This is a genomic window from Catellatospora coxensis (assembly GCF_016862635.1).
In the GTDB taxonomy this organism is placed as follows: Bacteria; Actinomycetota; Actinomycetes; order Mycobacteriales; family Micromonosporaceae; genus Catellatospora; species Catellatospora coxensis.
Genome location: NZ_BONI01000068.1, coordinates 35,705 through 51,366, shown reverse-complemented (window position 1 = coordinate 51,366; position 15,662 = coordinate 35,705). Strand labels below are relative to the sequence as shown.

15 protein-coding genes are annotated in these 15,662 nt (G+C 72.5%); 10 read left to right on the top strand and 5 right to left on the bottom strand.

Annotation, left to right across the window (positions count from 1 at the left end; genetic code table 11):
• Nucleotides 1–150: 150 nt before the first annotated feature.
• Entirely contained in the window at nucleotides 151–825 is a 675-nt protein-coding gene (locus tag Cco03nite_RS31450) for an alpha/beta fold hydrolase (RefSeq protein WP_203696834.1), read from the bottom strand.
• A 68-nt stretch (nucleotides 826–893) separates the two neighbouring features.
• Between Cco03nite_RS31450 and Cco03nite_RS31445 the strand changes: the two genes are divergently transcribed.
• Entirely contained in the window at nucleotides 894–1,811 is a 918-nt protein-coding gene (locus Cco03nite_RS31445; RefSeq protein WP_239167814.1) for a hypothetical protein, read from the top strand.
• 59 nt (nucleotides 1,812–1,870) lie between these two features.
• Here Cco03nite_RS31445 and Cco03nite_RS31440 read toward each other — a convergent pair whose 3' ends face one another.
• The 3 genes from Cco03nite_RS31440 to Cco03nite_RS31430 form a co-directional block, all read right to left on the bottom strand.
• On the bottom strand, nucleotides 1,871–2,959 hold the full coding sequence (locus tag Cco03nite_RS31440) for a PIN domain-containing protein (protein WP_203696832.1): 1,089 nt from the start codon (nucleotides 2,957–2,959) through the stop codon (nucleotides 1,871–1,873).
• Between the two features lie 69 nt (nucleotides 2,960–3,028).
• Nucleotides 3,029–4,339, bottom strand: a complete 1,311-nt coding sequence (locus Cco03nite_RS31435; protein WP_203696830.1) for an alpha/beta fold hydrolase — start codon at nucleotides 4,337–4,339, stop codon at nucleotides 3,029–3,031.
• 118 nt (nucleotides 4,340–4,457) lie between these two features.
• Nucleotides 4,458–4,910, bottom strand: coding sequence for a MarR family winged helix-turn-helix transcriptional regulator (locus Cco03nite_RS31430; protein ID WP_203696828.1), 453 nt, complete (start codon nucleotides 4,908–4,910; stop codon nucleotides 4,458–4,460).
• 356 nt (nucleotides 4,911–5,266) lie between these two features.
• On the opposite strand from Cco03nite_RS31430, the gene Cco03nite_RS31425 reads away from it, so the two are divergent.
• From Cco03nite_RS31425 to Cco03nite_RS31415, 3 genes are all read left to right on the top strand, one after another.
• Nucleotides 5,267–5,740, top strand: a complete 474-nt coding sequence (locus Cco03nite_RS31425) for a VOC family protein (protein WP_203696826.1) — start codon at nucleotides 5,267–5,269, stop codon at nucleotides 5,738–5,740.
• Between the two features lie 143 nt (nucleotides 5,741–5,883).
• Nucleotides 5,884–7,362: a dihydrolipoyl dehydrogenase family protein gene (locus tag Cco03nite_RS31420; protein WP_203696824.1), complete on the top strand. Its 1,479-nt coding sequence runs from the start codon at nucleotides 5,884–5,886 to the stop codon at nucleotides 7,360–7,362.
• Between the two features lie 20 nt (nucleotides 7,363–7,382).
• Nucleotides 7,383–8,318: an NmrA family NAD(P)-binding protein gene (locus tag Cco03nite_RS31415; RefSeq protein WP_203696822.1), complete on the top strand. Its 936-nt coding sequence runs from the start codon at nucleotides 7,383–7,385 to the stop codon at nucleotides 8,316–8,318.
• Nucleotides 8,319–8,438: 120 nt separating this feature from the next.
• Here the strand turns inward: Cco03nite_RS31415 and Cco03nite_RS31410 are convergent, their stop codons facing one another.
• Nucleotides 8,439–8,759, bottom strand: a complete 321-nt coding sequence (locus Cco03nite_RS31410) for a hypothetical protein (protein ID WP_203696820.1) — start codon at nucleotides 8,757–8,759, stop codon at nucleotides 8,439–8,441.
• Nucleotides 8,760–9,073: 314 nt separating this feature from the next.
• Here Cco03nite_RS31410 and Cco03nite_RS31405 point away from each other — a divergent pair, with 314 nt between their 5' ends.
• Genes Cco03nite_RS31405 through Cco03nite_RS31380 form a run of 6 tightly spaced genes read left to right on the top strand, consistent with a single transcriptional unit; the run spans nucleotide 9,074 to nucleotide 15,650 of the window.
• Nucleotides 9,074–9,697: a flavodoxin family protein gene (locus Cco03nite_RS31405; RefSeq protein WP_203696818.1), complete on the top strand. Its 624-nt coding sequence runs from the start codon at nucleotides 9,074–9,076 to the stop codon at nucleotides 9,695–9,697.
• Nucleotides 9,698–9,700: 3 nt separating this feature from the next.
• Entirely contained in the window at nucleotides 9,701–10,930 is a 1,230-nt protein-coding gene (locus tag Cco03nite_RS31400; RefSeq protein ID WP_203696816.1) for an MFS transporter, read from the top strand.
• Nucleotides 10,927–12,174, top strand: a complete 1,248-nt coding sequence (locus tag Cco03nite_RS31395) for a glycosyltransferase (RefSeq protein WP_203696814.1) — start codon at nucleotides 10,927–10,929, stop codon at nucleotides 12,172–12,174. Before Cco03nite_RS31400 ends, Cco03nite_RS31395 begins: the two co-directional genes overlap by 4 nt.
• Nucleotides 12,161–13,249, top strand: coding sequence for a hypothetical protein (locus tag Cco03nite_RS31390; protein WP_203696812.1), 1,089 nt, complete (start codon nucleotides 12,161–12,163; stop codon nucleotides 13,247–13,249). The genes Cco03nite_RS31395 and Cco03nite_RS31390 overlap by 14 nt, the downstream gene beginning before the upstream one ends.
• Complete coding sequence (locus Cco03nite_RS31385) at nucleotides 13,246–14,649, top strand: cytochrome P450 (protein WP_203696810.1); 1,404 nt, start codon at nucleotides 13,246–13,248, stop codon at nucleotides 14,647–14,649. The genes Cco03nite_RS31390 and Cco03nite_RS31385 overlap by 4 nt, the downstream gene beginning before the upstream one ends.
• The gene (locus tag Cco03nite_RS31380; protein ID WP_203696808.1) at nucleotides 14,643–15,650 is read left to right on the top strand and encodes a glycosyltransferase family 2 protein; all 1,008 of its coding nucleotides are present in this window, start codon (nucleotides 14,643–14,645) and stop codon (nucleotides 15,648–15,650) included. Before Cco03nite_RS31385 ends, Cco03nite_RS31380 begins: the two co-directional genes overlap by 7 nt.
• The last annotated feature ends 12 nt before the right edge of the window (nucleotides 15,651–15,662 follow it).

Genomic DNA, 15,662 nt, shown 5'->3' with positions numbered 1-15,662 from the left:
CCCGTCAGCCGGGATGCAAATCGGGGTCGGTTGTCCCCCGTCACATCATCACCGCCTGCCGATCCTTGAATCACCTTCGCTTTCAACGGTATTTCGGTCATCGCTCTGACCAGCCAATACGTGCCTAATTGGCAACGAGCAGCGCGCCGGTCAGGACCGTTCGACGCGGTCGGCGAGCTCGACCGGGTGACTGAGCGGCGCCAGGTGACCGCCCGGCACCAGCTCCGCCTCCACGCCGAGCCGTTCGTGCGCGACGCGCCGCTGGAACTCCGCCGGGAACAGGTGGTCGTCACGACCGGCGAGCACGCGGATCGGCACCGACGGCCAGGCCTCGAACTCACACCGATCGCCGAAGGCCCGCTCCGATTGGTCGCGATCGTGGCTGAGGGCGTACTCGGTGAGGTCAGCGGGCACGTCGTGGAAGAAGGCGGCGCGCAGGTCGAAGTCTGCGTCGGGATCTCTGCCCTCCCGGACGGACTGCTCGCGCTGGGCCGCGGACTGACCGGTGGCTTCTCCCCAGTCCTCGAGCTTCTCCCCGGGCAGCGGGATCATCGCGTTGACGAAGACGATCGCGGACACCGGCCGCCGCGCGGCCACCATCGCGGCGGTGAACCCACCCATGGACAGCGCGACCAGGATCGGGTCGGTCCGCTCCCCCACCGCCGCGTCGACCACGTCGGCGTACTCGCGCAGGCCTGCCTTCTCATCATCGGCGGGCAGGTCCACGTTGACGACGTCGTGGCCGCGCCTGGTCAGTTCGGCCTCGACAAGGTGCCAGTACCAGGCGTCGCCGCCCCCGCCAGGAATGAGCACGAAGGTCGTCATGCGACCCAGGTTAGTGCGCTCGACGGTCATTGCCGCGGTTTGCCGATCCCGTTCGACACACTGCCCGCATGCAGCGCAAACGCCGTCACGACCGGCATGATCCCCCTGAGGGTCGTCGATTTGCGGCATTCGGCACGGACCGGATGCCGAACAGGCCGGAGGGGCGCGCATTGAGATCAACTACCAGGTGGGGCCTTCGCCGTAGCCGCTGGCTGGCCGTGGCCGGCGCGATGCTCGTCGTGGTGCTGGGCGGCACGGCCGCGTCCGCGATGAACGGTGAGAACGGAGAGGGCCGCGACCGCATCAAGTCGTGCGTCGGGTCCGGGGATGCCCGCGGTGAGGTGCGGGTCATCACCGAGAAGGAGAAGTGCGGCAAGAACGAGTCACCGCTGACCTGGAACCAGCAGGGTCCGCCCGGCCCCCCGGGGCCGCCGGGCGCTGCCGGGTTGCCAGGCCTGCCGGGAGTCGCGGGCCTGCCCGGCCTGCCGGGGATTCCCGGCCCGCCCGGCCCACCGGGTGCCACGGGGGCACAGGGCGTACCCGGACCCAGCGGCGCTCCGGGGACACAAGGCCTGCCTGGACCCAGCGGACCTCCAGGGCTGCGGGGACCCAGCGACGCATGGGTGATGGAGCCGAGCGGCAACGCAACCCTGCCACCGGACCAGCAACCGGAGGAGGTGGCAAGCGTGACCCTGCCCGCAGGGTCGTTCCTGCTCATCGCAAACGGCGTGGCGGGCGGCGACGGACTTTCGTCCGTGGTCTGCAACCTGTTGGCAGACACGGATCAGCTGTCGAACATTCGGATCGACATCCATGAGCTGCCCAACAACACCGTGCCCTTCACGCTGACGGCCGGCGCGGTGCTGACCGATGCGAACACCGAAGTCAGCCTCACCTGCGAAATCGACAACGGGGGCGACGCCGAGAGCGGGTTCGTCCGGGACTCGCGGTTGAACGCGATCCAGGTGGCGACTCTTCACCAGTAGACGGGGCTGCATGATCGGGAGTCGGATCCGAGGACGCTCGGATCCGACTCCCCTCCTGTTCAGGGTCGCGGCACGGTGGTGAGCAGGTAGTCGTCGGTCTCGGGGTCCCAGCGCAGGTCGACGACCCCGGCCGTCGCCGCCGCCTTGCAGAACTGCAGGAAGCTCCGATACCCCAGCTTCTTCTCGCTGAAATCGGGCTTCGCCCGGCGCAGCTGATTCTTCAGGCCGGACAGCGCCACCGGGCCGGCGTTCCGGCTCAGGTCGGCGACGACCGAGCCGAGCAGCCCGAACTCCGCCTCCGGACCGCCGGGCTCGGGCAGCGAGACCTCCGGGTCCCCCTTGGCGGGACCCTCGCCCAGCTCGACGACGTTGCGTTCGGCGAGATACCGCAGCAGCTCCCCGAAGGTGCGGAAGCCGTAGTCGGCCTCGTTGAACGTCGGGTCCTTGCGCAGCAGGGTGCGCTTGAGCGTCGACGCGGTCACCGCACCGCCGGAGCTGCCCTGGAGCCCGGCGACGGTCTGCGCGGCGAGCACCGCGAGGGTGTCGACGTCACGGGGCGACTCCTCGGCGGCCACCGGGAGTTCGATCTCCTGCTCGACCGGCTGCGGTGCGGTCTCCTGGGGCTTGGCCGGCGCGGGGGTCCGGCCGGGCCGGGTGCGCGCCGGCCTGATCTCGACGCCTTCGAGCCGGTCGTAGTAGAGGAACTCGTCGCAGGCGGGTGGGAGCAGCGCCGAGGTCGACTGCTCGACGCCGACACCGATGACACGCTTGTTGAGTTCGCGCAGCTTGTGTACGAGCGGCGTGAAGTCGCTGTCGCCGGTGCCGAACACGAACGTGGAGATGTAGTCCCGCTCGAAGGCCAGCTGGAGGGCGTCGACGGCCATCTTGATGTCGGCGGCGTTCTTGCGGGAGGCGCCCATCCGCTGCGGGATGTCGATCAGCTCCACATGCGACCTGGTGAGCAGCCTGCGATCCGCGTCGAAGTACGACCAGTCGGCGTATGCCCGGCGCACCACGACCCGCCCGCGTTCGGCGAGCGCATCAGCGATGGGGCGCAGGTCGAACGTCATCCCGCCGAGGTGATCACGGGCCCCGATCGCCAGATTCTCGTAGTCCAGGAACAGGGCAATGCGCTCCTCTTGATCCACGCAGGTCAGCGTACGCCCTGCGGCGCGTGCGCCCGGGGAGGACCGTGGCGCCTCCCCGGGCGGTGCTCGTCAGAGGTCGAGGGCGTTGAGGGTGATGCGGTCGGTGTGCGACGGCCAGTTCGGCACGGTGAACCGCTGGGCGCCGCCGCCTGCCCGGGACTGGATGGTCACGGTGACCGTGCCGGAGGCGTCGGCGGCGGCGGGAATGTAGACGTCGGCGGCGGTGATGAACACCTCGTCGAAGTCGGGGATGGCCGCGTTCAGGTCGGTGCGCTGGTCGACGAGCTGGTCGTGGGCGAACAGGCTGGCCCGCTTGTCGCGCGGCGCGGTGACCGCGTTGAGGATGTCGACGCCGTTGACCGTCAGGTGGTCGCTGCCCGTGCCCTGGTCACCCCACCATTCCTTGTACCGGGTGAGCGACAGCGCGCTGTGCCGCGGGTCGACGGGCACCCGGCTGCTGATGCCCTCGCCGGGCCGGTTGGTGAGCAGGCGCAGCAGCCGGTCGGTGCGCTGGAACGGCTGGAAGTAGTGGTGCTGCACGTGGCCTTCGCTGTGCACGATCGCGAACTCGTAGCGGGCCTGCGGCGCGGCGGTGAGCGGGCCGAACCCGCCGTCGGCGGCGACGGTGAACCGGGCGAAGGGCTGCGCGGTCAGGCGGCGGCCGGTGCCGGCGTCGATCTCGTACACGTCGACGCGTGCCCCGGTCGCGGCGGCGTTCGACGGGAACAGCACGGTCCGGCCGGTAAGGGTGATCGGGCCGGTCTCGGCGGCGACCGCGGTGGTGGCCGGGTCCGCGCCGGTGAGGAACCGGTGCATCTGCACGAAGCTCTGCGTAGAGGTGACCGTCTGGGTGTGGGACTGGTCGCTCTGGTACACGTTGGTGGCGCCCCAGATGCGCCGGCTGGTGGAGCCCTCGCCCCAGATGGCGAGGGTGGGCACGCCGCCGGGGCGGCTCAGCGCGGTCGCCCCGTCGAGGTTGACGTAGTGGGCGACCTTCGCCGCCCGGGACCGGGTGCGCAGGAAGCTGTGGCTCAGGAACGTGCCCAGCGAGTGCGCGACCAGGTCGACCTTGTCCGCCCCGGTCTGCCGGCGCAGCTGGTCGATCCGCTGTTCCAGGCGGTTCAGCACGGCGCTGCTGCTCTCCGCGCCGAACGAGTAGTCGTAGTCGATGCCGTCGATGACCTCGACCGGGTAGCCGTTGCTCGCGAATCGTTTGGCCTGGGTCTCGAACTGTGCCGCGGACCCGGCCGCCCCGTGCAGGAACACGATGGGCCGCGGCGGTGCGGCGGCGTGGGCGGGCGGCGTGGCCGCGAAGCCCGCGGCGGCCGGTACGACGGTCAGCACGAGCGCGGCGGTGACGGCCGGCAGAACGGTGCGCATCGGATCCGTACTCCATTCTCGTCCATGGATATGAGGAGGTCCGATGCTATGGCGGCGGGGGCCCCGGCCGAGTCGGCAGAATCGCCGGTCGGCTGCCGGTCCGGTCGCCGGCCGAGCGTCACTCGGCCCAGGGGTCGAATCCGGTGTCCAGCACACCCTTGAGGCAGGCCCGCAGCCCGGCCGCCTCGTCGTGCCCGAACCTCTCCTCGAACCGGGCCTGCACGTCCTGCCACAGCGGCAGCGCCGCCTTCATCCGGGCCAGGCCGTCGGGCGTGAGCGTGACGGTCCGGGCGCGGCGGTCGCTCGCCGACTGCTCGACGGTGACCAGGCCCTGCCGGGCGAGGGGTTTGAGGTTGGACGCCATCGTCGTGCGGTCCATGGCCATGGCGTCGGCGAGGCCGCCGATCGTGAGCTCGCCGTGCGCGTTGAGCTTCTGCAGGATGGTGAACTGGGTCGCGCGCAGGCCGGACGGGGCCAGCGCCTTGTCGTAGGTCGCGCCGAGGTATCGGGCCGCCTTGCGCAGCGCCAGGTTGTTGCACGCGTCGGTGGGGTCGCCACCCGCTGTGGTCACCGTCTCCCCCTCCCCGTCTACCCGACCAAGAATACGAGTAGCTGCTCGCAACTGCGAGCACCCGCCCGCAGCCGCTCCTGACAGCCCGGCCGGCGGGCACGCCGACCTCCTTGTCGCGAGCCGATAGGAGCATATGCTCGTATCGTTCCACCGCACGCCCCAGCCCTTACAGAGTCATGACCAGCAGGCGCATCTGGTGGTCACAGCCCGGACGGGCAGCGGACGATGAGACAGGCGGCGGGCGTGCCCTCCCCGACCGGGGAACACCAGGTGGCCGGCGACGGTTGAAACCGCCGCGGCCAGAAATAGTAGACCGGTCGACTTATCTGACCGCGTCGGGAAAGAAGGACGAACTCATGGACCTTAAGCTCGAACTCATCGTGCTGCCCGTATCCGACGTCGATCGGGCCAAGGCTTTCTACGAGTCGGCCGGGTTCCGCCTGGACCTGGACAAGGCCGCCAACGAGCAGTGGCGTGCCGTGCACCTGACCCCGCCCGGATCCGAGGCCTCGATCATGTTCGGTAAGGGACTCACCGCCGCCGCTCCGGGCTCCGTCCAGGGCCTCTACCTCGTCGTGCCCGACATCGAGCAGGCCCGCGCGGAGCTGGTCGCCCGCGGGGTCGCCGTGAGCGAGGTGTTCCACGACGCGAACGCGCTGGTGTACCACGGCCACGGGGGCGGCGACATCACCCACGACGGCCCCGGCCAGGGCCGCGTCACCGGCAGGCACCCCGAGCGCGCCGACTACGGCTCCTTCGCCACCTTCAGCGACCCGGACGGCAACGGCTGGGTGCTCCAGGAGGTCCGGATGCGTGCCCCCGGCCGCTGACACCGTACGACGCCGGCGCCGGGCCGCTGGGGCGGGAACTCGCCCAGCGGCCCGGCCGGGCGCACCCGTGGCGCCCGGCCGCTCTCCGCGATGATCGGGAGAACGGGAGCCGACAGCATTCGATCCGACCCACAGGAGCAGCAATGAGCGAAGCAGCGACGAACGAGGCAGCCCGGACGTACGACGTGATCGTCGTCGGCGCTGGTCCGGTCGGCGAGAATGTGGCCGACCGGACCAGCGCGGCCGGGCTCAGCACCGTGATCATCGAGCGCGAGCTGCTCGGCGGTGAATGCTCGTTCTGGGCCTGCGAGCCCAGCAAGGCGATGCTGCGGCCGGTGATCGCTCGTGCCGACGCGCGCCGGGTGCCGGGGCTGCGCCAGTCCGTCGGGCCGCTGGACGTGCCCGCGGTGCTCGCCCACCGCGACGACCTGGCCAACCACTGGCACGACGAGGACCAGGTCGACTGGCTGAACTCGGTCGATGTCGACCTCATCCGCGGCCACGGCCGGCTCGACGGCCCGCGCCAGGTCACCGTGCAGACCCCGGACGGCGGGACCGTCCGGCTGACCGCGCGGCATGCCGTGGCGGTCTGCACCGGCACCAGCGCGGCCCTGCCGGACACCCCGGGCCTCGACCTCGCCCGCCCGTGGACCAGCCGCGAGGCGACCAGCGCCGGCGAGGTGCCCGGCCGGCTCGTCATCGTCGGCGGCGGCGTGGTCGCCGTCGAGATGGCCGCCGCCTGGCAGGCCCTCGGCTCCCAGGTGACCATGGTGGTGCGCGGCGACGCGGGGCTGCTGTCGAAGCTGGAGCCGTTCGCCGGGGAGCTGGTCGCCGACGGGCTCCGCGAAGCGGGGGTCGAGATCCGGTTCGGCGCGACCGTGGCGACGGTGCACCGCGAGGGCCGCGAAGCCCGGATGACGCTGGCCGACGGCACCGCGCTGGCCGCCGACGAGATCCTGTACGCCACCGGGCGCAGCCCGCGGACCGGTGACGTCGGACTGGACACCGTCGGCCTCACTCCCGGCGACTGGCTGACCGTGGACGACACCGGCCAGGTCACCGCCGTCGCCGACGGCTGGCTCTACGCCGCAGGTGACGTCAACCACCGGGCGCTGCTGACCCACCAGGGCAAGTACCAGGCCCGGATGATCGGGGCCGCGATCGGCGCCCGCGCCAACGGCGAGCCGGTCGACGACGCTCGCTGGGGCGCCCACGTCTCGACGGCCGACCACACGGCGGTGCCCCAGGTCGTGTTCACCGACCCCGAGGTCGCCACGGTCGGCCTGACCACCCGCGACGTGGCCGGCAGCGGCCGCCGGATCGAGGTCGTCGACTACGACATCGCCCGGGTCGCGGGCGCGCACCAGTTCGCCGAGGGCTACCGGGGGCAGGCCCGCCTGCTGATCGACCTGGACCGCGGCATCGTCGCCGGGGCCACGTTCGTCGGGCCGGGCGTCGGGGAGCTGCTGTACTCGGCCACCGTCGCCGTGACCGGCGAGGTCCCGCTGGAACGGCTCTGGCACGCGGTCCCCGCCTTCCCGACGATCAGCGAGGTGTGGCTGCGCCTGCTGGAGACCTACCGCGACCGCCACCAGCCCCGGCGCAAGCCGCCCACGCACTGATCCACCGAAGGAGCAACCCCATGGCAACCAGTGAGCTGGTGCTCATCGCCGGCGCGGGCGGCGTGGGCAGCGCCGTCCTCGACAAGCTGCGGGCGCAGGACGTGCCGGTACGGGCGATGGTGCGCCGCGACGGCGAGCACGCCGACAGGCTGCGCGCCCGCGGCGCGGAGGTGGTCCTCGGCGACCTGACCCGCCCGGAGACCGTGGCGGCCGCGCTGCGCGACGTCGGGCGAATGTACTTCGCGATGCCCGTGTCGCCCGACCACCTGCTGGCGGCGACCGTGACGGCCAGCGTGGCCCGGGAGTACGGGCAGCTGGCGGCCCTGGTCGACATGTCCCAGATGACGGTGTCGCAGATGACCGCGACCAGCACCGCCGAGTCCCACCAGCAGCGGCTGCACTGGCTCGCCGAGCAGGTGTTCGACTGGTCGGGCCTGCCGATGGTGCACCTGCGGCCCACCTCGTTCCTGGACAACCCGCTGTTCACCACCCTGGCCGCGGCGACGATCCGCACGGACGGCACCATCGCGCTGCCGTTCGGCACCGGCCGCACCTCGCCGATCGCCGTCGACGACGTCGCCCGGGTCGCCGCGACCGTGCTGGCCGACCCGGCCCCGCACGTCGGGCACGTGTACGAACTGACCGGGCCGCGCACCGTCGACATGACGGAGCTGGCCGAGGAGTTCTCCCGCGCGCTCGGCCGCGAGATCAGGTACGTGGACGTGCCGCTGGACCGGTGGCGCACCGAGGTGCTGGCCAAGGCGGGCCTGCCGCCGCACACCGAGCAGCACATCGCCACCATGGCCCGGCTGCACCACGAGAACCGCTACGACCGCACCTCCGACGGCGTCGAACGCGTCACCGGCTCGCCCGCGCGGACGATCGCGTCGTTCGTGGCCGCCCGCAAGGACTTCTACCTGGGTGGAGCTGCGGAAACACCAGCCGTTGCCGGCTGATCACACGAAACGGAGAAGCACGATGCGTATGCCCAAACCCCTCATGGTGCTGTCGATGGCGATGCTGTCACTGGTCGTCGCCGTGGGCTGCTTCGCCCAGGTGTACTGAACGCGGCGACGTCACGACCGGGCCTGGCCGGCCCGGCGTGAGGTCGCCGCCGCGCAGTCCGGGGCTCGGCAGTCGCGGCGGTCGCGGTGGATGCGGTAGTCGTTGACGCTCATCCGGACGATGCTCACCGCCGGGCGGGCCGGGCCGCGCCGCCAGTACGCCAGCTCGTTGTGCGCGGCCCGCACCGCCTCGGCCTCGGTCGACCGCGGCGCCACGAAATCGTGGGTATGCCAGTCCGGCCAGTCCCGGCGCACCGCGAAGATCACCGCCGAATTCGGGACACGCCGCCGCGCCAGGCCGAACCAGCCGACTCCCACCCAGACCCCACCCATGTCCGACCCCCGCCACCTGTACGCGCCGCCCGGTGCGGGACGCCGCCACAGCCAGCGTGGCAGTGAAGCCTCGGTCACCGGCAGTTACGTCAAAGATCTGTCCTCGGCCGGGTGACCTGGTTGCGCCCGCCTGACCCGGCCCGCTATGCGGCACGGTCCACGCCTTGAGACATGCACATGCGTGGTCCCGATCGCGCTCCCACGGTGTGGCTAGACTCCTGATTGGACCGAATCAGGTCGGCGGCCGGGGGACGATGCCCGATCACGCGACGATGCGTACGCCGTGGGCATCCCGCACAGATGATCGGGTGAGCATGAAGATTCTGGCGATCAACGGATCCGAGCGCAGCAGGGGTTCGACGTGGCAGGCCGCGCAGGAGGTCGCCTCCCACGCCGAGCAGCGCGGCTGCCGGACCGAGGTCATCAACCTGGCCGAGCAGCGGGTGCTCGCCTGCGACTGCGGGGCCTGCAACTCCCGGCCCGACCCCTGCCCGGTCGACGACAGCGTCGGCGAGGTGGTCGCCGCGATGATCGAGGCCGACGCGGTCGTCTTCGCCGCCCCGGTGCACGGATTCGGGCTGTCGTCGCTCATGCAGACCTTCATCGAGCGCGCCGGGGTCGGCCACCTGCGGTTCACCCGGCCGCTGACCAACACCATCGGCGCGGCGATCGTCGTCGGCCGCCGCTACGGCCACCTCGACGTGCACGCCCAGCTGCTGCACAACCTGCTGCTCAACCGCTTCATCCTGGTCGGCAGCGGCTTCCCGGTGACCATCCACTCCGGCGGCGAGCAGGGCATCCTGTCCGACACCGAGGGCATGGACGCGCTGCGCCGCACCGTCGACCGGATCGTCGACGTCGGCACGGCGCTGATCGAGTCGGGGACGAGGCTGCCGCGGCCCGAAGAGGTCGAGCGGCGCGTCGGAAGGACCTCCTGACCCGTGACCGTGATCGCCAAGGCCGGCTCGTCCGCCGGCAGCGGGCTCGGCCTGCTCGTCGCCAGCAAGTTCGCCTCGACGGTGGCGTACTCGATCCTGTGGGTGCTGCTGCCGCTGTACGTGTACCGCTCCAGCGGGTCCGCGCTCGTCGCGGCGCTGGCCTCGGCCGTCAACGTGCTGCCGTTCCTGGTGTTCGGGCTGCTCGCCGGGGCGGTCGTCGACCGGTCGTCGCCGACCAGGGTCATGGTGTGGATGGAGACCGGCAACGCCGCCGTGCTGCTGTGCGTGCCGCTGCTGGCGGGCGCCGTCGGCACGCACCCCGCGGCGCTGATCCTGGTCGGCTTCGCCTCCGCCACCGTGTACGTGTGGTTCGAGGTGGCCAGTTCCGCGGCCATCCCGGCGGTCGTCGGCAAGGACGGGGTGTTCCGCGCCAACAGCTACCTGTGGATGGCCGGCACGGTCGTCACCTCGGTCGCCGCACCCGTCGGCTTCTTCCTGCTGGACGCGTTGCGGCTCGGCCCGACGTTCGCCGTGCTGGCCGGTTTCTACCTGGTGTCGGCGGTGCTGATCGCGCTGCTGCGGCTGCCGGACGCCGCCGCGCCGGAGCCGGGCCGGGCACGGGAGCGCGGCGCGATCTGGGCGGGCCTGCGGTTCATCGGCGGGCAGCCGCTGCTGCGCGCGTACACGATCGTCAACATCGGCGTCGGGATCAGCGCCGGCGCGGTGTACGGCATGCTCGTGGTCTTCGCCTCGCGGGCACTCGGCCTGCCCACCGACGACTACCGGCTGGCCTGGATCATGACCGCGTGCGGGGTCGGCGCGCTGCTCGGGGCACTCGCGGCCCGGCGGCTCAAGAACGCGCCCCCGGTCCCGACCGCACGCTGGCTGATCGGTGCGGACCTCGTCCTGCTGCTGGCGTACGCCGCCGCGCCGAACTGGGCCGTGGCGCTGGCCGCCCTGCTGTGCTGGAACACCGTGCACACCTGCTTCATGGTGGTGGGCATCTCGGTACGGCAGGTGATCACCCCGCTGAGCCTGCAGGGCCGGGTCAACGCGGTCGGCCGGATGATCGCGTGGGGCTCGGTGCCGCTGGGCACGCTGCTGTGCGGCTGGCTCACCGAGGTCGCCGGGCCGCGCCAGGCCCTGGCGCTGCTGGCCGCGTGCGCCCTGGCCGGCCTGGTCGTCGCCGTGCGCACCCCGCGCACGCTCACCCTGGAGGAAGCAGTCCGATGACCACTCCGCTGCGGGTGCTGTTCGTGGCGTTCAGCCGCTCCAGCCTCGGCCACGTCACCCGGATGCGCACGGCCGCGCAGCGCTTCCGGCTCGCCGGGCACGAGGTCGCCGTCGCCGCCCACGAGGAGGTCCGCCCGATCGTCGAACGGGCCGGGCTGCCCTGGATCGGCATCGACGAGATCGGGCCCGCGCCCGCCTGGCGCGGCATGGACGACGTCGCGGAGCTGCGCGCGTTCGCCCGCACCCGGCTGGCCAGTCCCGCGTACGTCGAGACCTGCCTGGCCGACGAGCTGCGCGCGATCGACGGCTTCGGGCCCGACCTGGTGGTCAGCGACATGCGCAACACCGCCTCGGTGGCCGCCGCCATGCGCGGGCTGCCCAGTGTCACCTGCCACAACCTGCGGCTGTTCCGGCACCCGATGCACGCCGTGCTGCCCGAGGTGCTCATCACCCTCGACCAGCTCGGCATCGCCGACGTGCACGCCGGCAAGGTGCTCGGCGACGCGATGCTGGTGCCGGATCTGGCGCTGCTCGACCCGCTGTCCGACGTGCCCGCCGAGACGATGGGCCTGGTCACCAGCCTGGTCAGCGAGATCCGCCACATCGGAGCCCTGATTCCGGCCGAGCTGTGCGCGGTGCCGGCGGTCGCGGCAGGCGCGAGCGGCACGGCGCCGGAGCACGGCGAGCGCGCGCCGCTGCTCAACATCACCCTCGGCGGCAGCGGCGCCGGGGACAAGGACCTGCTCCGCGTGGTCGCCGCCGCCCGCGGGCTCGGCGTGCCGATGGCGGTCACGCTGGGCGTCGAAGGTCCTGGCAGCGAAGCCCTCGCCGCGCAGGTGCGGGCCGCCGCAGGCGACGCCGAGGTCGACGTCGTGGGTTTCCGGCACGACGCCGTCGACCTGATGGCCCGCGCCACCGCCGCCGTCGTGCACGGCGGCCACTCCTCGATGATCGAGGGCCTGCTGTGCGCGACGCCGCTGGTATTCGTGCCGCACTCGGCCGAGCAGCGCGGCAACGCCGGCCGCATCACCGACCTGGGCCTGGGCACGACCGTCGCGCCGGACGATCCGGTGGAGGCCGTCACCGAGAAGATCAGGTCGATACTGGCCCCGCCGGACCGCGCGGCGCACACGGCGTTCGCGGCCACGCTGCGGGCCGCCGACGGCGCGCAGGCGATGATCGACCACGTGGAGCGCGCCGTCGCCCTGCACCGGATCACGAGGAGCGTCCATGCCGCACAGTGACGTCCGGCTGTCGACGGTGATCATGACTCATCCGGCGCGGGCCGACCGCGCCCGCGCGCTCGCCGACGAACTCACCGAGCTGTCTCCCGACCTGGTCGTCGACACCGGCGAGCCGGGGCGCGGCAACCTCGGCAACGCCGTACGGGCCTGGGCCGCGGCCGGCGACGGCGCGACCCACCACCTGGTGCTGCAGGACGACGTCATCCCCTGCGCCGGGTTCGCCGAGCAGTTGCACCGGGCCGTGCGGGCCCGGCCCGACGACGCGGTCAGCCTGTTCTGCGAGTGGGGTTCGCGCACCGCCGGCCTGGTCCGCGCCGCCGCCTGGCAGGGCTGGTCCTGGGCGCGGGCCGTCGACGTGTACACCCCGTCGCAGGGCCTGGTGCTGCCCCGGCAGGCGGCGCTCGACTTCGCCGCGAGCATCACCGACCCCACCGGCGCGGACGACCTCGCCCTGGCGGCGCACCTGCGCGCCACCGGGCGGCGCACCCTGGTCACCGTGCCGCACCTGCTGGAGCACGACGACCACCTCAGCCTGACCGGCAACGGCTTCCAGGGCCTGCGGCACGCCGCCTGCCCCGCCGACGGCGACGCGCCCGTCGACTTCGGCACCCCCGTGGCGGGTGACGGCCTGACCTGGGTGCCGTGGGCGTCCTGGATGCGGGTGCACGCCGAGTGGTTCTACTGCGGCGACGAGGGCGAGCTGGCCTGGCTCGGCGAGTTCGCCGACACCAGGCTGCCCGACGGGCAACGCAAGGCGGACCTGTCCGGGCGCTTCTACGCCGACCTGGCCGCCGAGCCGGCGCTGACCGGCGCGGTCAGCGAGCTGACCCTGTTCGAGTACTGGACGACCTGCTTCATGCTCGGGCTGGCCACGCCGGAGCCGGTGCGCCCCGAGCCCGGACCGCTGGCCGAACGCGCGTTCGCGACCGCGTTCCCGGGGCTGTTCCGGCGCTACCTGCCGATGACGACCGTGTCGGCGCTGCGCGGGCCGGCTGGGCGCTTCGCGGCAACGGCGTTCCGGCACGGCGGGCAGGCGGGCCTCGAACGGCCGTATCCCGGCTGGTACGCCGAGTGAGCCGGCCGGTCCCGGGTCCGCCGCCGTCGCGCTGGACGGGCCGGCGCGGCAACGCGCACGCGTACGCCGCCGATCCGGTCGCCTACACCGCGCGCCTGCACCACGAGTTCGGCCCGGTCAGCGGCCTGGTGCACGGCGACCGCCGGCAGGTGTTCGCGTTCGGCGCGGAGCACAACCGGACGGTGCTGACCGGCGGCGACGTGTTCCACACCGTGCTGGAGTACGCGATCCCGGCCCGGATCCGGCAGGCGCGCCGCGGCATCGGGCTGCTCAACATGAACGGCCCCGACCACCGCGCGGCCCGGCACACCGTGACGCCGTCGTTCCGACCGCAGGCGATGGGCCGCCACGCCGCCGTCATCGCCCGGCTCGCCGCGGAGGAGGTCGACTCGTGGGTGCCGGGGCGGGCGTTCGACCTGACCGCGAGCATGCGCCGGCTCACCCTGCGGATCGCCTGCCAGTGCTTCTTCGGCGTCGACATCGCCCGCGACGCCGACTCGATCGGCGCGCTGGTGCAGCAGATGCTGGCCCTGCGCTACTTCGCCACGCCGATCCGCTACTTCCCGTTCGACCTGCCCGGCACGCCGTACCGGCGGCTGCTGACGGTCATCCGGCGGCTGGACGACGCGCTGGCCTCCATCGTGGACGCCCGGCGGTCCGCCGGCGAGCAGCCCGACCTGCTGCAGTCGCTGCTGGCCGACCGGGACGAGCAGGGCCGGGGCCTGTCCGACGACCAGCTCGTCGGGCAGCTCACGACGCTGCTGGTCGCCGGGCACGAGACGTCGTCCAGCACGCTGTCCTGGGCGCTGATCCTGCTCTCGCAGCACCGCCCCGACCTCGACGAGGTGCTCGACGCCGCCGCCGGGCGCACTCCGGAGGAGCACGCCGGGTCCACGGTGCTCGACCGCATTCTCAAGGAGACGCTGCGGCTGCTGCCGCCGGGGCCGAACACCGCCCGGATCACGGTCGCGCCGACGATGCTCGGCGAGCACGAGATCCCCGCCTGGTGCCAGGTCGTGACCAGCAAGTACGTCACCCACCGCGACCCGGCCCGATTCCCCGAGCCGCTGCGGTTCCAGCCCGAGCGCTGGGAGACGGCGAGCCCCACCCGGTACGAGTACCTGCCCTACGGCGCCGGGCCGCACGTGTGCATCGGCGCGGCCTTCGCCGACCTGGAGATGAAGATCGTGCTCGGCGCGATCCTCAGCCGCCACGTGCTGGTCCCCGTGCCTGGCAACCCCGTCTCGCGCGAGGTCGGGCTGCTGATGTCGCCGAAGGGGCCGGTGCCCGTGGTCGCGCACCCCGTGTCGGCGGTGCCGTCGCGCGTGGACCGGGTCGAGGGCGACCTCAACGAGATGGTGGACCTGTACGGCGACGAGCGGTGGAGGCTCGGATGGTAGAACGGCTCCCGGTCAGCCTGGTGATGGCGACCTGCGACAAGCGTGAGTACCTGGCACTCACCCTGGAGTCGCTGCTCGCGCAGACGTACCCCGGATTCGAGGTCGTGCTCTGCGACGACGGCACCGCCGGCGGCGTCGAGGACGTCGTCGCGCCGCTGCGCGACCGGCTCGACATCAGGCTGATCACCCAGGAGAACCGGGGCCGGGCCGCCGCCCGCAACACCGCGCTGGCCCACGCCGACGGCGAGCTGATCGTCTTCCTGGACGACGACCGGATGGCCGCGCCGGAGTTCGTCGCCGAGCACGTCGCGGCGGCGCGGCACGACCGCGACGGCGTCATCGGCTGGAAGCGCCGGGCGCTGACCTGGTGGCGGCCCGGCCTCCTGCCGCTCGGCGAGCAGGACCTGCTGACCCTGGTCGACCGGGTCGGCGGTGTCGAGCGGCTGGCCGTGCCGATCCACTTCCTCGCGCCGGGCGAGGTGGCCGCCGACCCGGCCGCCGCGTTCGCCCGCACCGAACTCGGCGACGAGCCCGACAACTACCACGCGATCGTCGAACAGTACGGACCCGAGCTGGCCGATTTCCGGTTCGGCTGGGCCCTGGCCACGACCGCGAACCTGTCGGTGCGCCGGGCCGCGGTCAAGGAGGTGGGCGGCTTCGACGAGTCGTTCACCGGCTGGGGGCTGGAGGACACCGACCTGAGCTACCGGCTGCACCGGGCGGGGGTCGCGTTCTCGGTGCGCACCACGGCGGTCAACTACCACCAGGTGCACCCGCTGGCCGACCCGAACCCGGCGGTGGCGCAGCGCGTCATGCGCGCCCAGCTGATGCGCAACCTGGACCACTTCTGCCGCCGGCACCAGGCCCTCGACGCGTTCCTGTTCCGCAGGCGCTGGGAGCACGCGATGACCCTCGCCGAGGCCGACGCGCTGCTCAAGCTCGTCGAGCAGAGCCCGCCGCTGCTGCGCCGCGAGCTGGCGGTCCTGTACGCCGACCGCTGACGGCGCGGCCGG